Source organism: Paraburkholderia sp. J76 (genome assembly GCF_905220295.1).
GTDB lineage: Bacteria > Pseudomonadota > Gammaproteobacteria > Burkholderiales > Burkholderiaceae > Paraburkholderia.
On the sequence record NZ_CAJMZJ010000011.1, the window covers coordinates 37122 to 53051 of the forward strand.

Here is a 15930-nt window from a genome sequence, read left to right on the forward strand (position 1 = left end):
GGCGTCATCGTTTTTTAACGTCCGCGTGTTAGCTCAACTCACGCGCAGCGTACCCATCATGCCGAGATCCTCGTGCTCGAGGATATGGCAATGAAACATGCGGTCGCCCGCTTCGTGCTGGACCGTTGCGATATGCACCGTTTCGCCGGGCCGCACGTTCACCGTGTCGCGCCACGCCAGCAGTTCCTCCTCCTCGCGCACGCCGCCGCGCTCGCGCGCCAGCACCTGAAATTGCGTGCCGTGAAGATGAAACGGATGATCCATGTCCGTACCGTTTGCTATCGACCAGCGCTCGACTTCGCCGCGCCGGCTTGTCAGCGTCACGCGCGCCGGATCGAATACCGCGCCGTTGACCATGAACTGCATGCCGCGCGGCATGGGTTGTGCGGACGCGCCCGGCGCGTGCATCGCTTTCATGTCCATGGCTTCGCTGAATACCACGCTTTTTTGCGGAATCGTTAGCTGACCTGATGAAGCGAGCGGCGCAATCTCTCGCAAGCGCGCGGGCAGCGCCGATGGCGCCGCGCTGGCCGGCGCGAAGCCAACGCTCGCGAGGATCAGCGAAGGCCCCGCAGGCAAGCTGCCGTGGGTCATCGCCATCTTGTGACGGTCGTACTGCGCCGCGATCAGCGACGCCCGCGATGCGCCCTGCCCCGCGCGCACGACCAGTTCGGCGCGTTCGCCCGGCGCGAGCAAAAGCGACGTGACGCCCTCGCGCGGCGCGCCCAGCAGTCCGCCGTCGGTTCCCACCTGCGCGAAGGCGCGGCCGTCGTCGAAAGCAAGTTGCAGATAGCGTGCGTTACAGCCGTTCCAGACGCGCCAGCGCTCGTCGCGCACGACCTCGATGTGCGGCTCACGCGCACCGTTCACGAGCACGTACTGACCTTCGCGGCCGTTCATCCAGTCCATCATGCCGTTCGCGGGAATCGTGCCGTTGGCGGCGAGCTTCAGGTCGGACACGAACAGATGCCGCTCGGGCCACGCCGCGAGCGGATCGTCGGCGGCGCGCACGACGAAGGGCCCCGCCAACCCGCGAAACACCTGCTCCGAACTCAGCATGTGGGGATGCGGGTGATACCAGTAGGTCGCCGCGCTTCCCTGCGGCAGCGTGAAGCGATAAACATGCTGTTCACCCGGCGCGACGGGTTTCGACGGATTGCCGTCCTGATCGGGCGGCACGGGCAGGCCGTGCCAATGGATCGTCGAAGGCTGCGGCAGCCGGTTCACGAAAGTGATTTCGACGGTATCGCCCTCGCGCACGTCGATCAACGGACCGACGACGGGGCCGTCGTCTGCTGTCGCCACGCCTGCGTCGTATTGCCAGAACACGGTTTGCGGCTGGCCGGCGAGCAATGCGCGCGCCGCGGGCTGCGCGACGAGCGTCGCGCGAAACTGGCCCGGTTCGCGGCTCTGGCTGGCGAGCGTGCGCAGCGCGGCGAGCGGCGCGCCGGCGGGCAACGCATCGGCAGCGGCCAGCGGTCCTTGCGCGTGCATCATGCCGTGCATCGCTTCGCCCGCCTCTTGCGCGAAGGCGTGGCGCGCGAACAGGGTCGCCGTGGCGGCGCTCAATGCGCCGGATAGAAATGCCCTTCGTTTCATCGATAAAATCCTCATACCTCGTTCATACCTGAGCACGTGGCGCGCAATACAGGCGCGCGGCGCGTGCGACCGTTCGCTCCGCGCATGCGAAGCCCCTCGGCAGGCTCAGACGATCGGTGGAGGTAGTGGAGGAGCGTGGGTAATCCCGGCGCGCAGCGGGACGGGAAGAACATTGAGCGGCGAGCCAGCGGGAACGTGCAGACCCAATGCCGATGCAACGGGCGGCGCGCCGCAGTGCACGCCGCAGCCCGCGACACAGCAACCCGCGCCGCACGCGCCGTGCGAACCGTGACCATGCGTGTTCGTCATGCCGACGGCTTTCGCCGTCCCGCAATGATCGGCCGCCGCGACCATGCCGTGTGCCGCATGCCCGATTCGCTGCGTGTGCTCGCATGCCGCCGCACCACGCACGGCAAAGAGCGCGAACACGCAGAACACGCAGACGAAAAGAAAGCGGCCGGGAAAAGTCATGCGGGCGGCGGCAAGGAGTGAAGCCAGGTTAACCGGGGTCGCGACGCGCCAGTCGGCGCGCTCACATATTCTCAATCATCACCTGCCCAAACCCCGAGCAGGACACCTGCGTCGCCCCTTCCATCAAACGCGCGAAGTCATACGTCACGCGCTTCTGCAGAATCGACTTCTCCATCGACTCGATGATGAGATTCGCCGCCTCGACCCAGCCCAGGTGCCGCAGCATCATTTCCGCGGAAAGAATTTCGGAGCCCGGATTCACATAGTCCTTGCCCGCATACTTGGGCGCCGTACCGTGCGTGGCCTCGAACATTGCCACGGAGTCCGAAAGATTCGCCCCTGGCGCGATACCGATGCCGCCCACCTGCGCCGCCAGCGCGTCGGAGATGTAATCGCCGTTCAGGTTCAGCGTGGCGATCACGTCGTATTCGGCGGGGCGCAACAGAATCTGCTGCAAGAAGGCGTCGGCGATCACGTCCTTGATCACGATGTCGCCGCCCGTCTTCGGATTTCTGATCTTCATCCATGGGCCGCCGTCTATCAGTTCCGCCGCGAACTCCTTCTGCGCGAGCGCGTAACCGTAGTCGCGGAACGCGCCCTCGGTGAACTTCATGATGTTGCCCTTGTGCACGAGCGTGACCGAGCGGCGTTCGTTGTCGATCGCATACTGGATCGCCTTGCGCACGAGACGCTCGGTGCCCTCGCGCGACACCGGCTTGACGCCGACGCCCGAGCTGTCCGGAAAGCGGATCTTCGCCACGCCCATTTCTTCGCGCAGGAACCTGATGAGCTTCTTCGCGCCTTCGGACTCCGCGGGCCATTCGATGCCCGCGTAAATGTCCTCCGAGTTCTCGCGGAAGATGACCATGTTGACCTTCTCCGGCGCGCGCACCGGAGAAGGCACGCCCTTGAAGTACTGCACGGGGCGCAGGCACACGTACAGGTCGAGTTGCTGACGCAGCGCGACGTTCAGCGACCGGATGCCGCCGCCCACGGGCGTCGTGAGCGGCCCCTTGATCGACACCACGTACTCCTTCACGACGTCGAGCGTTTCTTCGGGCAGCCAGACGTCGGGGCCGTACACGCGGGTCGCCTTCTCGCCCGCGTAAATTTCCATCCAGTGAATCTTGCGCTTGCCGCCGTAGGCCTTTTCCACCGCCGCATCGACCACTTTCAGCATGACGGGCGTAATGTCCACGCCCGTGCCGTCGCCCTCGATGTACGGGATGATCGGCTGGTCCGAAACGTTGAGCGAGAAGTCCGGATTGACGGTGATCTTGTTACCGCCGGTCGGAACCACGATGTGCTGATACGGCATGATCGACTCCAGTAAGGGCAAGGCTGTTGTAGCGGGTTCGACGCGGCGCGCGGCGCCCCAGGCCTCCAGGCGGCGGCTAAGCGGGTTCGCCCGGCCCGAGCGGCCTGTCGGCGTGAGGATCTGGCGGTTATTCTAGCCCACGCCTGGCGCTCGCGCGCCGCACACTACATACGCGGGCCAGCGGCAGCCGGCATCCGCCGCGAGCCCTGTCTTATATCTTATATAAGAGATAAATATCGACGGGGCCCGATATGCATTAAGATTCCGGCGCTATCCCGTCATTCCTTCGTCACCGTCTCCTGTCATGCGTTTGATCGCCCTCAATAAACCGTTCGGCACGATCTGTCAGTTTTCGCCGCACGAAACCCGTCAGTCACTCGCGGACTGGGTGAAGGCGCCGGGCGTCTATCCCGCGGGCCGGCTCGATTCCGATAGCGAAGGTCTTCTGCTTCTCACCAACGACGGCGCATTGCAGGCGCGCATTGCCGAACCGAAGCGCAAGCTCGTGAAGCGCTATTGGGCGCAAGTGGAAGGCGAACCCGATGCGGCAGCGCTTGCCGCGCTCGAACGCGGCATCGATCTCGGCGACTTCGTGACGCAACCGTGCCGAACACGAATCATTGTCGAGCCCGAAAATTTGTGGCCGCGCAATCCGCCTATTCGTTATCGCGCGTCAATCCCCACCACGTGGGTGGAGATTGCGATCAGCGAAGGCAAGAACCGGCAAGTGCGACGCATGACGGCCGCAGTGGGCTATCCGACGTTGCGGCTCGTACGCGTCGCGATTGGCGCGCTCGATATTTTTTCGCTTGGCCTCGCACCGGGCCAAAGCGTCGACGTGAGCGCAGATGCGCCCTGGCAAAACACATCTCGAAAACACAAGTGATTGTTGTGCAAGCCCTTTTCCCGTGCTGATCGATTTTTTTCGAATCATGCGGCACGTCCCCCGCCTTTCTGTCGCATCTCGTTACGAAGCAAATAAAAAGTTTGCGTCAACCATCTCGCGAGACCGTGCGTTATTCGACGCAGATGCCGCCAGAAGCTATCCGGCATTCAGCCTTCCGGGTCCTCGCAGTCATGCGCGGTCCTGACCGCTGGCAGACGCAGAAATCAAGTTCAAGCGAATTTGTCGAAAGCGACTGTCAACCGAAAGGTGGATGGCACGTTTACCGACCTGACTCCAAAAACCGGGTCATTTGGTTAATCAACTCAAGCTTGAGGATTCACAACATGAACAAACTGATCGCTGCTCTGGTCGCTGGCCTCTTCGCATCGGCTGCATTCGCACAAGCTTCGGCTCCGGAAGCTGCTCCGGCTGCTGCACCGGCTGCTGCTGCTTCGGCACCGGCACACAAGGCTTCGCACAAGAAGTCGCACAAGAAGTCGTCGCACAAGAAGGCAGCGAAGGCTGAAGCCGCTTCGGCAGCTTCGGAGTAAGCTTGCTGTAAGACGCATGAGCAGCGGCATTCGTGGCCGCTCTTCAGCGCGAAAGGCAGAGCGCCGCGAGGCGTTCTGCCTTTTTGTTTGGCTGCGTGATTTTCCGTGATGTGCGAGCTTGCCAAGTCATGTCGATTACGTGAAAGACGACATGAATGACGGCTGGAATCGCATCACGCATTTTGACCCGTTCTGACCTGGTCGCGTAACATGCGCGAATTAACCTACAGCAAGGAGTTTCTCGTGCGATTTTCCCTGCGCTCGTTTTTCGTGCGCTGCGCGCTTGTCGTCGCATTGCCCATTGCCGCTTTCGCGGCGCTCACGTTCACTGCGGCAGCGACATCGAACGTCGCGCAAGCACAAGTGCCGCCAGGCGCCAAACAGCCCAGCGAATTTCCGCGCGTGAAGCTCACGGCAGGCATGTTCGTGATCGACGCAGCGGTCGCCGCCAACGACGCGGACCGCGAACAGGGCCTCATGTACCGTTCGCAGCTTGGGCCCAATGAAGGCATGCTGTTCGTGTTCGGCGAGAACGCCGTGCACTGCTTCTGGATGAAGAACACGCTGATCCCGCTGTCGATCGCCTTCATTCGCGCCGACGGCACGATCACCGACATCGACGAGATGCAGGCCGAAACGACCAACAACCACTGCCCGCGCAATAACGGCGTCTTCGCGCTCGAAATGCCCAAGGGCTGGTTCACGGCGAAGGGCATCAAGCCCGGCATGACGATTCAGGGACTGCCGCCGCTGCAGTAAGCGCGCGGTCGTTCTGCGCAAGCCGGTCCCGCACGTGCGCGGCGCCGGCTTTTTTTGCGTCTGCTCGCGGCGCGTGTGCCAGCGCGCCGCCGGGCGTTAGGCGCGGCCCGCCCGGGCCCACCGGGGCCGCTCTCGCTCCTTCCCCCGCCCGACACGCGTCCTGCAAAACGGGCGCGCAAGCGCTATTCTATTAATTTGCTGCATTGCGCGTGCCAGGCGCGCGCCGTGCGGCGCATCGGGCCGCGCGCTGGCCGCGCCGCGTGCCGCCCGGCAGCTTCCATGGCGCGTCATTCCAAGGAGATCACCGTGCCTCGCAAGACCCCCATCGAGCGCTATCGCAACATCGGGATCAGCGCTCACATCGACGCCGGCAAGACCACGACGACCGAGCGCATCCTTTTCTACACCGGCGTGAATCACAAGCTCGGCGAGGTTCACGACGGCGCGGCGACCATGGACTGGATGGAGCAGGAACAGGAACGCGGCATCACGATCACCTCGGCCGCGACCACCGCGTTCTGGAAAGGCATGGCCGGCAATTACCCCGAACACCGCATCAACATCATCGATACCCCGGGGCACGTGGACTTCACCATCGAAGTCGAGCGCTCCATGCGCGTGCTCGACGGCGCGTGCATGGTGTACGACTCCGTGGGCGGCGTGCAGCCGCAGTCGGAAACCGTGTGGCGCCAGGCGAACAAGTACAAGGTCCCGCGCATTGCGTTCGTCAACAAGATGGATCGCGTGGGCGCGGACTTCTTCCGCGTGCAGCGGCAGATCGGCGAGCGTCTGAAGGGCGTGGCCGTACCTATCCAGATTCCGGTGGGCGCGGAAGATCACTTCCAGGGCGTGGTCGATCTCGTGAAGATGAAGGCGATCGTCTGGGACGACGAAAGCCAGGGCGTGAAGTTCGAGTACGAGGAGATTCCCGCGAATCTCGTCGAGCTTGCGCACGAGTGGCGCGAGAAGATGGTCGAAGCCGCCGCCGAAGCCGACGAAACGCTGCTCGAAAAGTACCTTCACGATCACGAGAGCCTGACCGAAGAAGAGATCAAGGGCGGCCTGCGCAAGCGCACGATCGCCAACGAGATCGTGCCCATGCTCTGCGGCAGCGCGTTCAAGAACAAGGGCGTGCAGGCCATGCTCGACGCCGTGATCGACTATCTGCCCTCGCCCGTGGACGTGCCCGCGATTCTCGGCCACGACCTCCACGACAAGGAAATCGAGCGTCATCCAAGCGACGACGAGCCGTTCTCCGCGCTCGCCTTCAAGATCATGACCGACCCGTTCGTCGGGCAGTTGATCTTCTTCCGCGTGTACTCGGGGGTGGTGAATTCGGGCGACACGGTACTCAACGCGACCAAGGACAAGAAGGAGCGCCTGGGTCGCATCCTGCAGATGCACGCGAACGAGCGCAAGGAAATCAAGGAAGTGCGCGCGGGCGACATCGCGGCAGCCGTGGGCCTGAAGGAAGCGACGACGGGCGACACGCTCTGCGATCCGGCGCACGCCATCGTGCTCGAACGGATGATCTTCCCCGAGCCCGTGATTTCGCAGGCCGTCGAGCCCAAGACCAAGGCCGACCAGGAAAAGATGGGCATCGCGCTCAACCGTCTCGCGCAGGAAGACCCCTCTTTCCGCGTGCAGACCGATGAGGAGTCCGGCCAGACCATCATCTCGGGCATGGGCGAGCTGCACCTCGAAATTCTCGTCGACCGCATGAAGCGCGAGTTCGGCGTGGAAGCGACGGTCGGCAAGCCGCAGGTCGCGTATCGCGAGACCGTGAAGAACAAGGTCGAAGATGTGGAAGGCAAGTTCGTGAAGCAATCGGGCGGCCGCGGCCAGTACGGCCACGCGGTCATCACGCTCGAACCGCAGACACCGGGCAAGGGCTACGAATTCGTCGACGCCATCAAGGGCGGCGTGATTCCGCGCGAGTTCATTCCGGCCGTCGACAAGGGCATCCAGGAAACGCTCAAGGCGGGCGTGCTCGCGGGCTACCCTGTCGTCGACACGAAGGTGACGCTCACGTTCGGCTCGTACCACGACGTGGACTCGAACGAAAACGCCTTCCGCATGGCCGGCTCGATGGCCTTCAAGGAAGCGATGCGCAAGGCCAAACCGATCCTGCTCGAACCGATGATGGCCGTGGAAGTGGAAACGCCCGAGGACTTCATGGGCAACGTGATGGGCGATCTGTCGAGCCGTCGCGGCATCGTGCAGGGCATGGAGGACATCGCGGGCGGCGGCGGCAAGATCGTGCGCGCCGAAGTGCCGCTTTCGGAAATGTTCGGCTACTCCACGTCGCTGCGCTCGCTCACGCAAGGCCGCGCCACCTACACCATGGAGTTCAAGCACTACTCGGAAACCCCGCAGAACGTGGCCGAAGCGGTCATCAACGCGAAGAAGGCGTAGCACGGGCGGCGTGCAGGCGTTGCCATGCTCACCGGAAGCCCGTCCCTTGCGGACGGGCTTTTTTGCATGCGCGCCGCGCAATTTTGACCATGCCACAATGCGGCGATAACGCTTCGATGCGCACAGACAGTCAAGGAGACACGACGATGAGCCACGATCACGACCATGAGCACGATCACCACGACGACGCCCCCGTCGACTGGCGCGAAAACGGCGTCAAGGTGATACGCGGCGATCAGCTCGATACGAACACCGCGCAAACGCCCGGCATGAACCGCGCGGCGGCGATCAACGCGGCGCGCGTGGGCGCGCAGAAAATCTGGGCGGGCACGGTGACGATCCATCCGAACGCGAAGACGGGCGCGCATCATCACGGCGCGCTGGAAAGCGTGATCTACGTCGTGCGCGGTCACGCTCGCATGCGCTGGGGCGAGCATCTGGAATTCACCGCCGAGGCAGGTCCCGGCGACTTCATCTTCGTGCCGCCCTACGTGCCGCACCAGGAAATCAACGCGAGCACCGACGATCCGCTCGAATGCGTGCTCGTGCGCAGCGACAACGAGGCCGTGGTGGTCAACCTCAACATCGACGCCGTCGAGGCGCCGGAAACCGTGTACTGGGTCGATCCGATCCACCGCCATCCGCACGATCATTGAGCCGATGCCGACGCCCGCCGCCTCGCTGCGCCCCCGCCTGATCCCGCTCTATGCCGCGCTCATCGCCGCCAATCTCGGCGCGTGGGCGTGGGCGCTGATCGCGTTTCGCCACTATCCGCTGCTGCTCGGCACGGCGCTCCTCGCCTACGGCTTCGGCTTGCGCCACGCCGTGGACGCAGACCATATCGCCGCCATCGACGCCGTCACGCGCAAGCTCATGCAGGCGGGCCAGCGCCCGCTCGGCGTGGGACTCGCGTTCTCGCTCGGCCATTCGACGGTCGTCGTCGCCGCCACGCTCGGCATCGCGCTCACGGCCCTCTCGCTGCACGGCCGCTTCGAGGAGTTTCACGCGCTCGGCTCGACCGTCGGCACGCTCGTGTCCGCGACGTTCCTGCTCCTGCTCGCGGGCGTGAACCTCGTGATCCTGCGCGACGTGTGGATGCGCTACCGCCGCGCGCAGCAAGGCGACGGCGCAGCGCCCGCGCCCGCGCCCGCCGGCCTCTTCTCGCGCGCGCTGCGTCCGCTATTCGCGCTCGTCACGAAAAGCTGGCACATGTACCCCGTGGGCGTGCTGTTCGGCCTCGGCTTCGACACGGCCACCGAGATCGGCCTGCTCGCCATCGCCGCCGCGCAAGCCGGCCGGGGTTTGCCCATATATTCGATTCTCGTGTTCCCCGCGCTCTTCACGGCGGGCATGACGCTAGTCGACTCCACCGACAACGTGCTGATGGTCCACGCCTACGGCTGGGCCATGGACGATCCCAAACGCAAGCTCTACTACAACGCGAGCATCACGTTCGTCTCCGCGCTCGTGGCGATCGTGATCGGCGGCGTGGAAGCGCTCGGCCTCATCGCCGACAAGCTCGGCGCAAGCGGCGGCGCATGGACGCTCATCGCCGGCCTGAACGAGCGCTTCGGCGAACTGGGCTACGGCATCGTCGCCGCGTTCATTGCGTGCTGGATCGGCTCCGTGCTGTTTCATCGCTGGCGCCGCCCGGCCACGGTCCGCTAACGCTCAGGCGCCTCGCGCGCGCAACCCCGCGAAACCCTACCCTTCGTCTACCCTTCGCCTCGTTTGCCGAAAGCGCGTAAACTAGGCCCAGCTATTGCGTCCGATATTTCATCCATCGTTACGCGTGGCTATACCCATTCGTCGTCTGCCGTACCGCATGCCACCGTCGCGCAAGCCCTCGGGCCTCGCGCGTCCCCTGAACGGAATCGCACGGAAACCCGCACCGATGAAACAACCGCAGTCCCGCCGTCCGCTCCTTTCCGCCCTCGAAGCGCTGCGCTCCCAAGCCGGCGATCACGGCAACCACGCCCTCGACGAATTCGCAGCCGGCCGCCTCACGCGCCGCGAGCTGCTGCGCTATGCAAGCGCGATCGGCCTCACCGCGCTGCCCGCCTTTGCGGGACTCGGCGCGCCGCGCGCCGCGCACGCGCAGGGCGCGGGCAAGCCCGGCGAGCAGACGATCCGCGTCGCGCACCTGATGCCCGCGGGCGCGGTCGATCCGCTCACCGTGACCGATGCGGGCGCGCTGTGTCTCCTGAACCAGACTGGCGAATTCCTTGCCAACGACGACGCGCAAGGCCATCTGCAACCCGCCCTCGCGCTCTCGTGGCAGGCCAACGCGAAAGCAGACGTCTGGACGTTCAAGCTGCGCCCCAACGTGAAATTCCACGACGGCCAGCCATTCGGCGCGAAGGACGTGGTGGCGACGTTCGATCGGCTCGCCGATCCTGCGACGGGCTCGGCGGCGCTCTCGGTGCTCAAGGGCGTGCTCTCGAAAGGCGGCACTAAAGCCATCGACGATCACACGGTCGAGTTTCATCTCGACGCGCCCAACGGCAACTTCGCCTACTACGTTTCTTCGGACAACTACAACGCCATCATGCTGCCCGCCAACTATGCGGGCAATTACGAAAAGAGCTTTATCGGCACGGGGCCGTTCAAGCTCGACAAGTTCGAAGCGCGGCGCGGCGCGAGCTTCGTGCGCAATCCCGGCTATTGGGGCGACAAGGCGCTGCCCGCGCGCGTGGAGTTCGCGTTCTACGCCGACGAGCAGGCGCAGTTGCTCGCGCTGCAAGGCCACCAGGCCGATGTGATGGGCACCTTCACCGTGCAGGGCGGCATCGGCATTTTGAACAATCCCGACTTCAAGGTGATCGGCGTGCGCTCCAGCGCGCATCGCCAGATCCACATGCGCAACGACTCGCCCACGTTCAAGGACAAGCGCGTGCGTCAGGCGCTGGCGCTTGCGCTCGATCGCGACGTGCTCGTGCGCGGGCTCTTCAAGGGCCGCGCCGTGCTGGGCAACGATAGCCCGTTCGCGCCCATCTTCCCCTCCACGGCGACCGACGTGCCCCAGCGCAAGCTCGACGTCGCGAAGGCACGCCAGTTGCTCGCGCAGGCGGGCGTGGCCAACGGCTTCGACGTGACGCTCACCACCGAGAAGTACATGGAGATACCGGACCTCGCCGTGGTCGTGCAGAACGCGGCGAAGGCAGTGGGCATTCGCATCGCGCTCAAGGTGGAAAGCCAGTCGCAGTACTACGGCGCGGGCACGTTCGGCAAATCGGACTGGCTCGACTCGCCGCTCGGCATTACCGACTACGGGCACCGGGGCGTGCCGAATGTGTTTCTCAACGCGCCGCTCACCTCCGGCGGCACGTGGAATGCTGCGCATTTTCGCAACGCGCAGTACGACAAGCTGGTCGCGCAGTTCGCGGCGACGCTCGACGTGGCGGCCCAGAAGCAGGTGGCGAGGCAGATCCAGAAGCTGCTGCTCGACGAAACGCCCGTGATCATCCCGTACTTCTACGATCAGTTGATCGCGCAGCGCGCCGCGCTTTCGGGTGTGCGCTTCACGGCGCTCGCCCAGCTCTATTTCGACCGCGCGACGCTCGCCGCCTGAAGAGGCCCTGGCGCCACCGAAACGGAAGTCCGATGGCAACTCCGCTCCCGCCCATGCCGAGCCCGACCGGGTCGAACCCGATCGGCACCGCGCGCGCCTTCGCGCCGCGCCCGGGCATCGCGCGCTTTCTTGCCCGGCGCGCCGTCTGGGCGATCTTCACGCTCTGGCTGCTCTCGGTGCTCGTGTTCGCGGGCGGCCAGTTGCTGCCCGGCGACATTGGCCGCGCCGTGCTCGGGCCCCTGGCCGACGCGCGCGCCGTGGCCGCCCTCAATCACGAACTGGGCGCGGACCGGCCGGTGCTCGACCAGTACGTTTCGTGGATCACGCACGCGCTGCGCGGCAACTTCGGCATGTCGTGGAGCTACAAGCAGCCCGTGGCGCCGTTCGTGGGCGACGCGCTCCTGCAGTCGGCGAAACTCGGGCTGCTCGCGTTCGTCGTGGTGGTGCCGCTCGGCATTGCGGGCGGCGTATGGGCGGCGCTCAACGAAGGCCGCATGATCGACCGCGCGATCAGCACGGGCGGCCTGTGCGCGAGCGCCGTGCCGGAGTTCGTCTCGTCGATCGTGCTGATCCTCATCTTCGGCGTGTGGCTGCGCTGGCTACCCATCGAAGCGACCGCGCCCAGCGGCGCGGGCGTCCTCGAACAACTGCGCCATCTCGTGCTGCCCGTGCTGCCGCTCGTGCTCGTGTTCTTCGGCTATCTCGCGCGCATCGCGCGCGCGGGCACGATCACGGCGCTCGACGCCGACTACACGCGCACCGCGATTCTCAAGGGGCTGCCGAGCCACGTCGTGATCGTGCGCCACGTGCTGCGCAACGCGCTCTTGCCTAGCGTGACGGTGGCGGCCACGCAGCTCGGGTATCTGATCGGCGGGCTCGTCGTGGTCGAGTCGCTGTTCCGCTATCCGGGCATCGGCTCGCTGATTTTCAACGCCGCGAAAGCCAAAGACTTCCCGTTGCTCGAAGCAGGCGTGCTCGCGGTGGGCGCGGTCTACACACTCGCCAATCTTGCCGCCGACGCGCTGCACGCGCTGCTCGACCCACGCTTGCGCTCGCGAGGCGGCGCATGAACGATATGGCCTCCGAAGCAATGTCTCCAGACGGCGAATCGCCCGACGGGCAACCGCCGGGCCAGGAAGCGCTCGCCGACACGCGTCTGCGCGACACGCTGCATCTGCTGCTGCGTTCGCCCTCGTTCGTCGCGGGCGCGCTGATCCTCTTGTGGTGGATCGTCTGCGCACTCGCGGGACCGTGGTTCGCACCGCACGACGCCTATGCGTCCGACCCGCTCAGCTCGCTCCTGCCGCCCGACCGCACGCACTGGTGCGGCACCGATCAACTCGGACGCGACATCTGTTCGCGCGTAATAGTCGGCGCGCGCGACATCCTCACGATCGCGCCGCTCGCCACGCTCGTCGGCACGCTCGCGGGCGCGGCGCTGGGGCTCGTCACGGGCTATTTCGAAGGCGCGTTCGGTACGCTCGTCGCACGCACGCTCGACGCCGTGCTCGCGCTGCCGCTCGTGATCGTCGCGCTCCTCGTGCTCGCGGCCGTGGGCGCATCGAATCTCGCCGTGGTGCTCGTGATCGGCATTACGTTCGCGCCGCTCATCGCGCGCACGGTGCGCGCGGCGGTGCTCGCCGAGCGTCATCTCGACTACGTAGCGGCGGCGCGTTTGCGCGGCGCGAACGCGTTCTCCGTGATGTTCACCGAGATCCTGCCGAACGTCTGGCCGCCCATCGCCGTCGAGGCGACGGTGCGCCTCGGCTACGCGATCTTCGCGGTGGCGACGCTCTCGTTCCTCGGCTTCGGCATCCAGCCGCCGTCGGCCGACTGGGGGCTCGCGCTCGCCGAATCGTACACGCTGCTCGCGGGCGGCGCGTGGTGGACCGTGACGTTCGACGCCATCGCCATCGCCTCGCTCGTGGTGGCCGTGAACCTGATCGCCGACAGCCTGCGCGAGGTGCTCCAATCGTGAACCGCCCCGCTTCCCCACGCCCCGCGCTTGCTACCTTCAGCGCGCCGCGCGACGACGACGCGCTCGCGCTCGTCGGCCTCACCGTCGCTTATCGCGTGCGCGGGCGCGACCGGGACGTGCTCACCGACGTCTCGCTGCGCATCCGGCGCGGCGAAGCGTACGGGCTCGTGGGCGAATCCGGCTGCGGCAAGTCGACGGTCGCGCTCGCCGCGCTGCGCTACCTGCCGCGCAACGGCCGCGTGAAGGCGGGGCGCATCGCGATCGCGGGCGAAGACGTGCTCGCGCTCGACGCCGGGAGCCTGCGCACGCTGCGCGCCAACGCCGTTTCGATGGTCTATCAGGACCCCGCTAGCGCGCTCAATCCCACGCTTACCATTGCTCGTCAGTTGAACGAAGCATTCGAAGCCGCAGGCGCCGATGCAAGCACGGCGCGCTCACGCTCGCACGCGATGCTGGAACGCGTGCGCATTGCCGATCCGGGCCGCGTGCTGGCGAGCTATCCGCATCAGCTTTCGGGCGGCATGCAGCAGCGCGTGGTGATTGCGATGGCGCTCGCATCGAACCCCGCGCTCCTGATCCTCGACGAGCCGACCACGGGCCTCGACGCCACCGTCGAGGCCGAGGTGCTCGACCTTATCGCGAAGCTGCGCGCCGAACTGGGCATGGCGGTGCTTCTGATCAGCCACGACCTCGCCGTGATCGGGCGCATGTGCGAACGCGTGGGTGTGCTCTATGCGGGGCGGCTGGTCGAGGAAGGCGCCACGCGCGACGTATTCGAGCGCGCGCGGCACCCGTACACCGTGGGGCTGCTGCGCTGCTTGCCCGCGCACGGACGAAACAAGCATGCAGGCGCGCTCGACACCATTCCGGGCGAGTTGCCCGCGCCCGGCGCGAGCGCGCCCGGCTGCATCTATGCGCCGCGCTGCCGCCTCGCCGACGCGCGTTGCCGCGTGGAAGCGCCCCCGCCGCATCGCATGACGTCGCCGCACGGCGAGCAGATGTCACGCTGCCACTATCACGAACGCGCAATCGAGTTGCCGTTCGGCAATCTGATTGGCAATGGCTCGCAAACTTCGGGCGATGGCCCAGCGAACGGCGAAGCGGAACCGCGCGTCGTGTTGCGCGCGCTCGACGTCTCGCGCACCTTCGGACACGGCGCGCAAGCCGTACGCGCGCTCGACGGCGTATCGATCGAGCTGCATGCGGGCGAAACGCTCGGCCTCGTCGGCGAATCGGGGAGCGGCAAGACGACCCTCGCGCGCATGCTGCTCGGCCTGCACGCGCCCGATGCGGGCGGCGCAGTCGAACTCGACGGCCAACGCCTCAACGCGCACGTCGCGCGGCGTCGCGCCAGCGAGCGCGCGGCGCTGCGCGTCGTCTTCCAGCATCCGGATGCCTCGCTCAACCGCGCACTGCCCGTGAAGCGACTGATCGAGCGTGCGTTGGCACGGCCGCACGACGAGACCTCGGACGGATCGCGTATCGCGGGCCTGCTCGAATCCGTGCGCGTGCCCGCTCGTTATCTCGTGGCGCGCGCGCGGCAACTTTCGGGCGGCCTCAAGCAACGCGTGGCAATTGCCCAGGCGTTCGCGGGCGAGCCGCGCATCGTGATCTGCGACGAACCCACGTCGGCACTCGACGTCTCGGTGCAAGCCGCGATTCTCAACCTGCTCGCGCGACTGCAGCGCGAACGCGGCGTGAGTTACCTGTTCATCTCGCACGACCTCGATGTCGTGCGCTATCTCGCCGATCGCATCGTCGTGCTCTACGCGGGCCGCATCGTGGAAAGCGGTCCGGCCGGCGCCGTGTTCGACGGCCCATGGCATCCGTATACGGAAACGCTGCTGGCCGCGCGCGCGCTCGGCGCAGCGTCGGCAAACGGCGCGCAATCCACGCGGCGCGGCTGCATTTTCAGCGCGCACTGCCCGCGCAAGCTCGGCGCTATTTGCGACGAAACGCCCCCGCCGCTAGCCGATGCGGGCGGCGGCCATCGCATTCTCTGCCACATTCCTGTAGACGAATTGCGCGCTCAACAGCGCGGCACCACGGTCACGCAAGCGGCGACCTGAGGTGTTGCCGCAGGTGCCGACGATGCAATAGCGCGCACAGCGCCGCGCGGTTCGTTGCGCTGTCCGCTTTCGCAACGTGGACACGCGCCATTCGGCGCGTGCGTTTCATCGCCGTAACGTTTTTCGCGTTTTTTGCGTCACGCGGACGGCACATCAATTGTTAAGTCCACCCTGCGCGCCCTTCCACGGCCGATGGCACAAAACTGGCTACATCGACAACAGGCATCCGGCCGCTGCAATCCAGTGCGATTCACCCCGACACGCGCGGGGTCGTCGCACCGGGCGGAAGGATGACCGGCCGCTCGACGCGCTT

13 protein-coding genes are annotated in these 15930 nt (G+C 65.9%); 10 read left to right on the top strand and 3 right to left on the bottom strand.

Annotation, left to right across the window (positions count from 1 at the left end; translation table 11 throughout):
- Positions 1–33: 33 nt before the first annotated feature.
- From U5768_RS20870 to icd, 3 genes are all read right to left on the bottom strand, one after another.
- Positions 34–1599 carry a multicopper oxidase family protein gene (locus tag U5768_RS20870; RefSeq protein ID WP_322032300.1) on the bottom strand — a complete coding sequence of 522 codons (1566 nt, stop codon included), beginning with the start codon at positions 1597–1599 and terminating at the stop codon, positions 34–36.
- A gap of 105 nt (positions 1600–1704) precedes the next feature.
- Entirely contained in the window at positions 1705–2070 is a 366-nt protein-coding gene (locus U5768_RS20875; protein ID WP_322032301.1) for a hypothetical protein, read from the bottom strand.
- A gap of 61 nt (positions 2071–2131) precedes the next feature.
- On the bottom strand, positions 2132–3388 hold the full coding sequence (icd, locus tag U5768_RS20880) for an NADP-dependent isocitrate dehydrogenase (RefSeq protein ID WP_322032302.1): 1257 nt from the start codon (positions 3386–3388) through the stop codon (positions 2132–2134).
- 304 nt (positions 3389–3692) lie between these two features.
- Here icd and U5768_RS20885 point away from each other — a divergent pair, with 304 nt between their 5' ends.
- The 10 genes from U5768_RS20885 (at position 3693) to U5768_RS20930 (ending at position 15617) form a co-directional block, all read left to right on the top strand.
- The gene (locus U5768_RS20885; protein WP_322032303.1) at positions 3693–4274 is read left to right on the top strand and encodes a pseudouridine synthase; all 582 of its coding nucleotides are present in this window, start codon (positions 3693–3695) and stop codon (positions 4272–4274) included.
- Positions 4275–4618: 344 nt separating this feature from the next.
- On the top strand, positions 4619–4825 hold the full coding sequence (locus tag U5768_RS20890; RefSeq protein ID WP_322032304.1) for a hypothetical protein: 207 nt from the start codon (positions 4619–4621) through the stop codon (positions 4823–4825).
- 243 nt (positions 4826–5068) lie between these two features.
- Positions 5069–5584, top strand: coding sequence for a DUF192 domain-containing protein (locus tag U5768_RS20895; RefSeq protein ID WP_322032305.1), 516 nt, complete (start codon positions 5069–5071; stop codon positions 5582–5584).
- Positions 5585–5890: 306 nt separating this feature from the next.
- Entirely contained in the window at positions 5891–7999 is a 2109-nt protein-coding gene (fusA, locus tag U5768_RS20900; RefSeq protein WP_322032306.1) for an elongation factor G, read from the top strand.
- Positions 8000–8145: 146 nt separating this feature from the next.
- On the top strand, positions 8146–8655 hold the full coding sequence (locus U5768_RS20905) for a cupin domain-containing protein (RefSeq protein ID WP_322032307.1): 510 nt from the start codon (positions 8146–8148) through the stop codon (positions 8653–8655).
- A gap of 4 nt (positions 8656–8659) precedes the next feature.
- Entirely contained in the window at positions 8660–9667 is a 1008-nt protein-coding gene (locus tag U5768_RS20910) for a HoxN/HupN/NixA family nickel/cobalt transporter (RefSeq protein ID WP_322032308.1), read from the top strand.
- 226 nt (positions 9668–9893) lie between these two features.
- Positions 9894–11570, top strand: a complete 1677-nt coding sequence (locus tag U5768_RS20915) for an ABC transporter substrate-binding protein (RefSeq protein ID WP_322032309.1) — start codon at positions 9894–9896, stop codon at positions 11568–11570.
- A gap of 32 nt (positions 11571–11602) precedes the next feature.
- Positions 11603–12640, top strand: a complete 1038-nt coding sequence (locus U5768_RS20920; RefSeq protein WP_322032310.1) for an ABC transporter permease — start codon at positions 11603–11605, stop codon at positions 12638–12640.
- Complete coding sequence (locus U5768_RS20925; protein WP_415913951.1) at positions 12637–13548, top strand: ABC transporter permease; 912 nt, start codon at positions 12637–12639, stop codon at positions 13546–13548. The genes U5768_RS20920 and U5768_RS20925 overlap by 4 nt, the downstream gene beginning before the upstream one ends.
- Positions 13545–15617 carry an ABC transporter ATP-binding protein gene (locus tag U5768_RS20930; RefSeq protein WP_322032311.1) on the top strand — a complete coding sequence of 691 codons (2073 nt, stop codon included), beginning with the start codon at positions 13545–13547 and terminating at the stop codon, positions 15615–15617. The genes U5768_RS20925 and U5768_RS20930 overlap by 4 nt, the downstream gene beginning before the upstream one ends.
- Positions 15618–15930: the final 313 nt, after the last annotated feature.